Annotated in this window: 6 protein-coding genes and 3 pseudogenes; all 9 read right to left on the bottom strand. The window is 66.6% G+C overall.

Annotated features, from left to right (window positions below; genetic code table 11):
• Window positions 1–89 precede the first annotated feature (89 nt).
• A pseudogene (locus ABZU69_RS36670) lies at window positions 90–1,145 on the bottom strand (ISAs1 family transposase); the annotation flags it as partial.
• A gap of 156 nt (window positions 1,146–1,301) precedes the next feature.
• Window positions 1,302–1,424, bottom strand: a pseudogene (locus ABZU69_RS36675) (site-specific integrase); the annotation flags it as partial.
• A 9-nt stretch (window positions 1,425–1,433) separates the two neighbouring features.
• Window positions 1,434–1,772, bottom strand: coding sequence for a transposase family protein (locus tag ABZU69_RS36680; RefSeq protein WP_354968809.1), 339 nt, complete (start codon window positions 1,770–1,772; stop codon window positions 1,434–1,436).
• Window positions 1,773–1,801: 29 nt separating this feature from the next.
• Window positions 1,802–2,257: pseudogene (locus ABZU69_RS36685) on the bottom strand (transposase family protein); the annotation flags it as partial.
• Window positions 2,258–2,479: 222 nt separating this feature from the next.
• Window positions 2,480–2,932: a VOC family protein gene (locus ABZU69_RS36690; protein WP_354968806.1), complete on the bottom strand. Its 453-nt coding sequence runs from the start codon at window positions 2,930–2,932 to the stop codon at window positions 2,480–2,482.
• A gap of 103 nt (window positions 2,933–3,035) precedes the next feature.
• Window positions 3,036–4,343, bottom strand: a complete 1,308-nt coding sequence (locus ABZU69_RS36695; RefSeq protein ID WP_354968810.1) for an ISL3 family transposase — start codon at window positions 4,341–4,343, stop codon at window positions 3,036–3,038.
• 124 nt (window positions 4,344–4,467) lie between these two features.
• A complete protein-coding gene (locus ABZU69_RS36700; RefSeq protein WP_345128216.1) occupies window positions 4,468–5,049 on the bottom strand; it encodes a dihydrofolate reductase family protein in 582 nt (193 codons plus the stop codon).
• 63 nt (window positions 5,050–5,112) lie between these two features.
• Complete coding sequence (locus ABZU69_RS36705) at window positions 5,113–6,003, bottom strand: helix-turn-helix domain-containing protein (RefSeq protein WP_354968807.1); 891 nt, start codon at window positions 6,001–6,003, stop codon at window positions 5,113–5,115.
• Between the two features lie 69 nt (window positions 6,004–6,072).
• Window positions 6,073–6,324, bottom strand: a complete 252-nt coding sequence (locus ABZU69_RS36710) for a hypothetical protein (RefSeq protein WP_354968808.1) — start codon at window positions 6,322–6,324, stop codon at window positions 6,073–6,075.
• Window positions 6,325–6,681 lie beyond the last annotated feature (357 nt).

Here is a 6,681-nt window from a genome sequence, read left to right on the forward strand (position 1 = left end):
GGTGCCTGGAGACAGGCACGCCGGGTTCGGAGAGCGGCCTGGGGAAACGGACCGGGAGTAATCCCGGCACCGCGCCCCAGGCCGACTCACCAGTGCACGTTGTTCTCGATGGTCCAGTCCTCGCGGGCCCAAGCGGCGATTTCTTCGGGTCGGGCATGGTGGGTGGGTAGGTCGGTGATCGCGTAGACGACCTCGGTGGTCCACTTCTTCGTGCCCAGCCGGCGGCGTCTGCGGCGGATCCGCACGACTTGACGGGCGTGGGGAAACAGCAGGTCGTCGACGGTGACGGCCTGAACCTGGCGGATCTCGTCGCGGCCGTGACCGCGGTTGGTCTGGCGGTGCAGGACCGGCACCTGTTTCCAGGGCAGTGCCCGCAGCTGTGCGGCGAGGGTGGGCTGGTTGTCCTTGACGGTGAACAGGTAGTGGGCGTGGCGCTGTTGCACGAGGTAGATCGCGTGGGCGCGTTGAGCGTGCAGGGCATCCGCGGTGATCACGGTGTCGGTGAGGTCGGTGTCGGCGATCTGGTCCAGCAGCGGCGCGAACTCGCCGATCTCATTGGTCTTCGCGGCGATCTGCCGGGCGGCGAGGGCGACCGCGTCGGCGTGACGCACGGCGGACAGGATGAACACGCGGCTGCCGTCGGGGCGTTTCGCGCCGCGCAGACACTTGCCGTCCGCCGCGATGGCGGCGCGGCGCGGCAGGTCAGTGCCGGCGGCGCGGTGAGCCCGACGCTGTTCCCGCTCGGGCACACCATCCGCAGTCACCGCGGCGGTCGCGGACCGGGCCAGCGTGGCCAGGTGCCCATACCCGACGGCGGTCAGTATGCCCGGGTCGACCCGGGCGTAGGCATCACGCAGGGTCCGCTCGTCAGGAACGCGGTACCGGCCAGTCAACGGGTTGAACGGGCAGCCCAGACGGGCCAACTCCCGCGGACCACAGCGCCGAACCCACTCCGCGATCGCGGTCAGCGAGTTGTGACCGACGGCGCTCATCGCGCACACCCCGATCGCCAGCAAGGTCGCCAACCCGTAACGCACCCCACGAGGATCACGAGGATCGGCGACCTGCGCCAACCGGTCGAGCAAGCCCGCAGGCGGTGCATCAGCACCGATGGAGACAGCCGCGGCCCGAGCCGCCACGGACATGAGCGATGATGACACAGCGAGCACGACACCCTTTGTGAATCTTGAAGCGTAGACACCTTCATGATCCACAGGTGTCGTGCTCGCTTCTCATCTGGGCACGCCACCCAGGACAACATCAGACCAAAGAGGACATTCGTGCACTACTCCGGGGCCCTGCTCCCAAGTGAGACCGAGGACTTCACCCTTGCGTAAACCGAGCACGAGAACCAGGACGTAGCCGGCGTACAGGTAATCGTCGTCGTCGCGGGAGGCTTCCAGTAAAGCCCGAGCTTCCTCACTGAAGTGATCTCAACGAGAATGCAGTAGGTATCGGTATTCAAATTGGGTGAGTACGAGGGCGGCGCGGACGATGTCGCCGACGCTTCGGGGGCTGGCGGTGGTGCGGCCCAAGGCGTACCAGCGGCCGGTGAGCAGGGCGAAGCCACGTTCGCCGAGGCCGCGTAGGGATCGCGGGAGCCGGTTGTAGGTGCGGTTGTCGATGGCGAGGCGGTTACCGTCGGTGGGTTGTTTGACCGGGGTGTGGATGCCCTGGCCCGCGCCCTCGTAGCCGCAGTCGGCGAGGTGGGCAGGTCCAGTTGGGAGGCGGCCCAGTACAGCGCGCCGGTGATGTCGTGCAGCTGGGCGCAAGTGAAATCGTGCAGGTGGCCTGGGGCTGCGTCGGAGGTCCAGACTGGTAGCCCGTCCGGGCGCATGATCGCCTGGATGTTCGCGCCGAAGTCGCGGTGTTTGCCGGAGTACCAGGCGTCGACCGTTTCGCCTTTGACGCTGGTGGTCGTCTCCGCGAGGCGGTCGGTGTCGAACAGTTTCCCGTCGAGGATCACATGGGACCAGCCCTCGTCGGCGACCCGGCGCAGGGCGGTGGGCAGGTCCGGGGCCCGAGCGGCGAGCACGATGATGGCTTCGGCGACGTAGCGGTAGGCGGTAGCCCGCGACACGCCGAACCCGGCGCCAAGGAGGGTCTTGTCCTCGCCCTTGCGGAACCAGACCAGCACCATCAGCGCCTGGCGAAAGCAGGTCAACACCCGAGTGCCCTTACGGGTGCCACGGACACGACGCTCGGCGGCCAACTGCTGGGCAAGGTAGTGCACGAGTTCCCTGGGAACGTCAACCATGGCACGATAGGCGATCACGCAGAGTCCTGACTGGTGAAGTAGAGCTTGGCAGACCTCCTTCTACCGGGGACTCCAGGCCCATATCCAGCACCGTCCACTATGGATGTGGGTCCGCGTCGACCTATTTTGGACGCCAGCTACGACAGTGACACTTCGCGTCAGAGCCGGCCTGACCGCGCGCCATGAGGCGACACGCGATCCTGCATGTGAAGGCTGGCCTGATCAGCGTGGGAACGAGCCCAGGGGTGACTTATCGCCCACGGACCAGTTGTGACCGAACGGGTCCGTGAAGCCACCTTGACGATGCGTCCCCCACGGCACGCGGTGATCCTCAATTCGCGCTCCAGCGATAGCGCCAGCGGCGACGGCGCGTTCGATGTAGTTGTCGGGGTCGTTGGCAAACACCTCGATGCGGGTGCTCGTGACCCCCGCCTGGCCGGGACTGGTCTCTGCAGGGTTCTCGGGATTGACCTCGTGAAGGAAGAACGGGGCGCCGCTGATCTCAAGGCCGGCCACGCCACCAAGGTTCCACAGCTCCGTCGCGCCCAGTGCAGTCTTGTACCAGGCAACCGCAGCGTCTGTATCTGGAACGATCAGCATCACAGAGATCACTGATGGTGAAGCGGGCACCGTGTCGCCGGACGGAACGGAACGATCTTTCGGTTCCTCGGTCATGCCTACAGCATGCCGGATGTCACCAGCAGCGCCTCCCCGGTCCGGCCGACAGCCCGACTCCACCAGCACCCGCGGCCAGCAGATCGCGAAGTTGTCAGGCTCTTCACGATCGAGGGTGTAATTGCGGCCTGAAGCCGCCGGTCTCGAGCAGCGATCTGGCGATGTAGTTCCTGAGGTTGCGGAACCCGAGTGCGGAACCGCGCAGGTGCTCGAGCCGGCCGTTGATCGCCTCGGTGGGGCCGTTGCTGGTGCCGGGACGGTCGAAGTAGGCCAGCACGTCGGCTGCGCGTTTCTTCAACGTGCGGCCGAGCGTGGTGACCTCGACCAGTGCGTTCGGGACACCGGTGCTGATCGTGTCGATCAGCTTGACCATCAACTCGCGGCCACGGCGCCGGTCCTCGTGTCGGTAGGCGGCGATCATTCGCTGGTAGATGCCCCAGGTCGCTTCGACTTCGACATGCGCGTCGTCGGCGAACAGCGCGGTGAGCCGAGCGGCCTGCTTGTCGGTGAGCAGCCCGGCACCTGTGTGCAGAGTCCTGCGCGCGGAGTAGAGGGGGTCGTTCTTCATGCCGCGGTGGCCGTGGATCGCCAACTGGACCCGGCGGCGACACCGATCCAGCGCATCGCCGGCCAGGCGCACGACGTGGAAGGAATCCATGACCGCTGTCGCGTCGGGGAGCTCTTCGGCGGTGGCGGTCTTGAAGCCGGTGAAGCCGTCCATCGCGACCACGTCCACGGCGTCGCGCCAGGCCTCGTCGCGGTCGGCGAGCCAGGACTTGAACGCCTGCTTGGAGCGGCCCTCAACCATGTCGAGCAGCCGGGCGGGACCTGTGCCATCACGGACGGCGGTGAGATCGACGATCACGGTGACGAACTTGTCGCCGCGGCGGGTGTGGCGCCACACGTGCTCGTCTACCCCGATCGCGTTGACACCGTCGAAGCGGTTCTCGTCGTTGATCAGCACCCGCTTGCCTTCGGCCAGGACAGCGTCGTTGGCAGTGTTCCACGCGACCCCGAGTCCCTCGGCGACCCGGGCCACGGTCAGGTGCTGGCACACGATCGCCTCGAGTGCCCACCGCAGCCCGCGACGCGACAGCTTCGCTCGCGGCTCAGCCGCGAGGCTGGTGTCCTGGCGCCACACGTGACCGCAAGCGGTACACCCGTAGCGGCGCACGGTCACCACGAGCGTCGTTGGCCGCCAGCCCAGCGGCTCGTGGGCCAGCTCCCGGGTCACGGTGTCGCGCGGTACGCCTTCGCAACCACAGCGACGGCACCACTGGTCCGGCTCGACGACCCGGCATGCCAGCACCGCACGGTCGGGCCTGAGTCGTTGGCCGGTGACAGCCAAGCCGAGCTCATCGAGCCGGCAGAACTTGGTTAGGTCAGGGCAGGCAAAGGTAGCGTCAGACAAGTCGAGGTGTGCCAATCTGGAAGACCACGACTTCCGTCCCGGGGCAGCGATGCACAGACGCAGCCGGACGCCCGATCTCGTGTCACCGTCGCAGCGGTCTTCTTCGCGTACCCACTCAGATCGGTCAACGGCGCACCCGATAGCGCAGGTGAAGCACCCGGTTGCCCTGGACGACTACGTCTGGGCCTTCCAGCAGGTGCTGGGCGTCGACGGAGCCGAAGTAACGCTTACCGGACCCGAGCACGACGGGTGCGACGTCCATGCGTACCTCGTCGACCCAACCTGCGGCGAGCGCCTGGCCGCCGACGTCGCCAGCAGCAAACTCGACAGTGCGGTCACCCGCAAGCTCCCGTGCCTTGGCCACGGCCGCCTCGATGCCGTCGACAAAGTGGAACGGCGCCTGGAGGTCCCAGCCCTCGGGCGCACCACGGTGACTCACCACGACCACATGGTCGATCCCACTCGGAGGCGTCCCATCCCAGCCGTCGGTGATGTCGAAGGCGTGACGGCCGGCAATGGTCACCCCGACCTCGTCCCAGTACGGCCGGACGTAGTCGAACGAAGCCTGCGACACCTTCAGAACGCCACTGTCGTCCAACGGCACGTCACCGCTGACCAGCCACTCGAAGATCGGACCGGGATCGTCGTTCTCAGCCGCGATGTAACCATCCACCGAAACCGACGCGTTCATGACCACTTTCCCCATGGATTCCTCCTCTGTTTGGAGTCCCAAGTCTTGTGCGGCGTGAGCTGTCGCTCTTGTACGAAATCAATCGGCCGGGAGCGGCCAGCCGTCCAGGACGTGGTCGGGATGATCGCGCAGGAATCGCCGCCGGACTTCGGCGTACCGGGTCGGCGTGAGCCCGGTGAACTCCCGGAACTCGCGCACGAAGTGGGCCTGGTCGAAGTAGCCCGCGCCAGCGGCAACGTCTCCCCAGTCGATCGGTGCAGCGACGTCGAGCGCCAACACGGCGGAGCTGAAGCGGTAGCTGCGAGCCAGCCGTTTTGGCGTGACACCGACTACGGCCTTGAACCGCTTCGCCAAATACGTGCTGCTGGCACGGGCCGCCACACCGATGTCGCTGATCGGCACTGTCCCGCCTGTCGCCGCGACGGCGCTGCTCATTTGGCGGACCAGGTCAAGACCATCGATCACCCGCAGCCGTCGCACCAGTTCCTCCTCGAGCAACATCAGCATTTCGTGCGGTGCGTCCGCCAAGGTCAGTCGGTGTCGCAATTCAGCGACAGCGGGCTGGCCCCAGATCTGCTCCACCGTCGCAGGTCGGTCGCACAACTCGGCCGCGGGCATCGGAAGGAACGGTGCCAGTCCCCACGGCCTGAAGTGGACGCCCACGGACAGGGTCGGGGTTGGGTAGCTGAACTCCCACGCACGCGTGGGCGTGGTGACCGCGCAGCCGTCGGCGTACTCCACGGCGTCTACGTCGGTGCCTGCGCGGATGAGAAACGGCGCCCCGAGGTTGACTATGAGCAATGGCGCGGGCGCCGCCGGCAGCATCAACCTGGAGTACGGCGGGGCGCCCTCCAGGTAGTAGAGGTCGTCGATCAGCCCGTCCAGCGGCGGACCGGGCACCCTGGATGCATACTCCACGCCGACATCATTGCCGACGGCCCATCCGGCATCACGCGCCGCCGCCAGCATCGAGCCGGCGCCGATCCCTGACGGGCGCCCCGGCGCCCAACTACACCCCACGTTGTGAAGGGCCAGTTGTCACCGCCGTCCAACCCTTGCTGAGATCACTTCACTGCTCCACGATTTGCCCTTGCGGTTACGGATCGGTGGGCGCTTCACAAGGGCTGCGACGTTCTTTACGACCAGCTCCTCCACCACCAGCTCCTCCACCACAACCTGGGAAAGCGCCGAGCGGAGGACGGCGCGGATTCCCTTGACGGTGCGAGCCGCGGAAGGTCCCGGCAGCACTTGCCAACCTCGCAGCGCTTGCGGTTCTTCGGTGGCCGGCATTCGTCTTTCCCCTGCGCGCAGCACTGGCAGGTCTTTGCGACCTTGTTGAGCCAGGTCTGAACGTCTCGTTTAGACAACCGCCCGTCGAGTCGCTTGGTAACGAGGCCGGGAACGACGTACAGGTGGCTCAGCGTCTCGTACGTGGCGTAGGTCAGCGGGGCTAACGACCTCGTGCGTGGTTGGCCGGGGCACCTACCTGCGGCGAAGGAAGTCCTTTCATCGACTGTGAGGTGTGGCTCGTACGGCTTTGAGTGGCCTGGTTGTGTTCTCGGTGCGGTCGGTGTGCTGATGGTCGGAGAGCAGGCCGGCGATGGCGCGGATGGTGGCGTCGAGGTGTTCGCGTCGACCGTGGTAGCG

It is taken from the genome of Micromonospora sp. NPDC005206, from assembly GCF_040608175.1.
Taxonomy (GTDB): Bacteria; Actinomycetota; Actinomycetes; order Mycobacteriales; family Micromonosporaceae; genus Micromonospora.

What these genes read in the sequence shown, in the direction of transcription:
- ABZU69_RS36690 (WP_354968806.1), bottom strand. Translation starts at nt 2,932, where the DNA reads ATGACCGAGGAACCGAAAGATCGTTCCGTTCCGTCCGGCGACACGGTG.
- ABZU69_RS36700 (WP_345128216.1), bottom strand. Translation starts at nt 5,049, where the DNA reads ATGGGGAAAGTGGTCATGAACGCGTCGGTTTCGGTGGATGGTTACATC.
- ABZU69_RS36705 (WP_354968807.1), bottom strand. Translation starts at nt 6,003, where the DNA reads ATGCTGGCGGCGGCGCGTGATGCCGGATGGGCCGTCGGCAATGATGTC.
- ABZU69_RS36710 (WP_354968808.1), bottom strand. Translation starts at nt 6,324, where the DNA reads ATGCCGGCCACCGAAGAACCGCAAGCGCTGCGAGGTTGGCAAGTGCTG.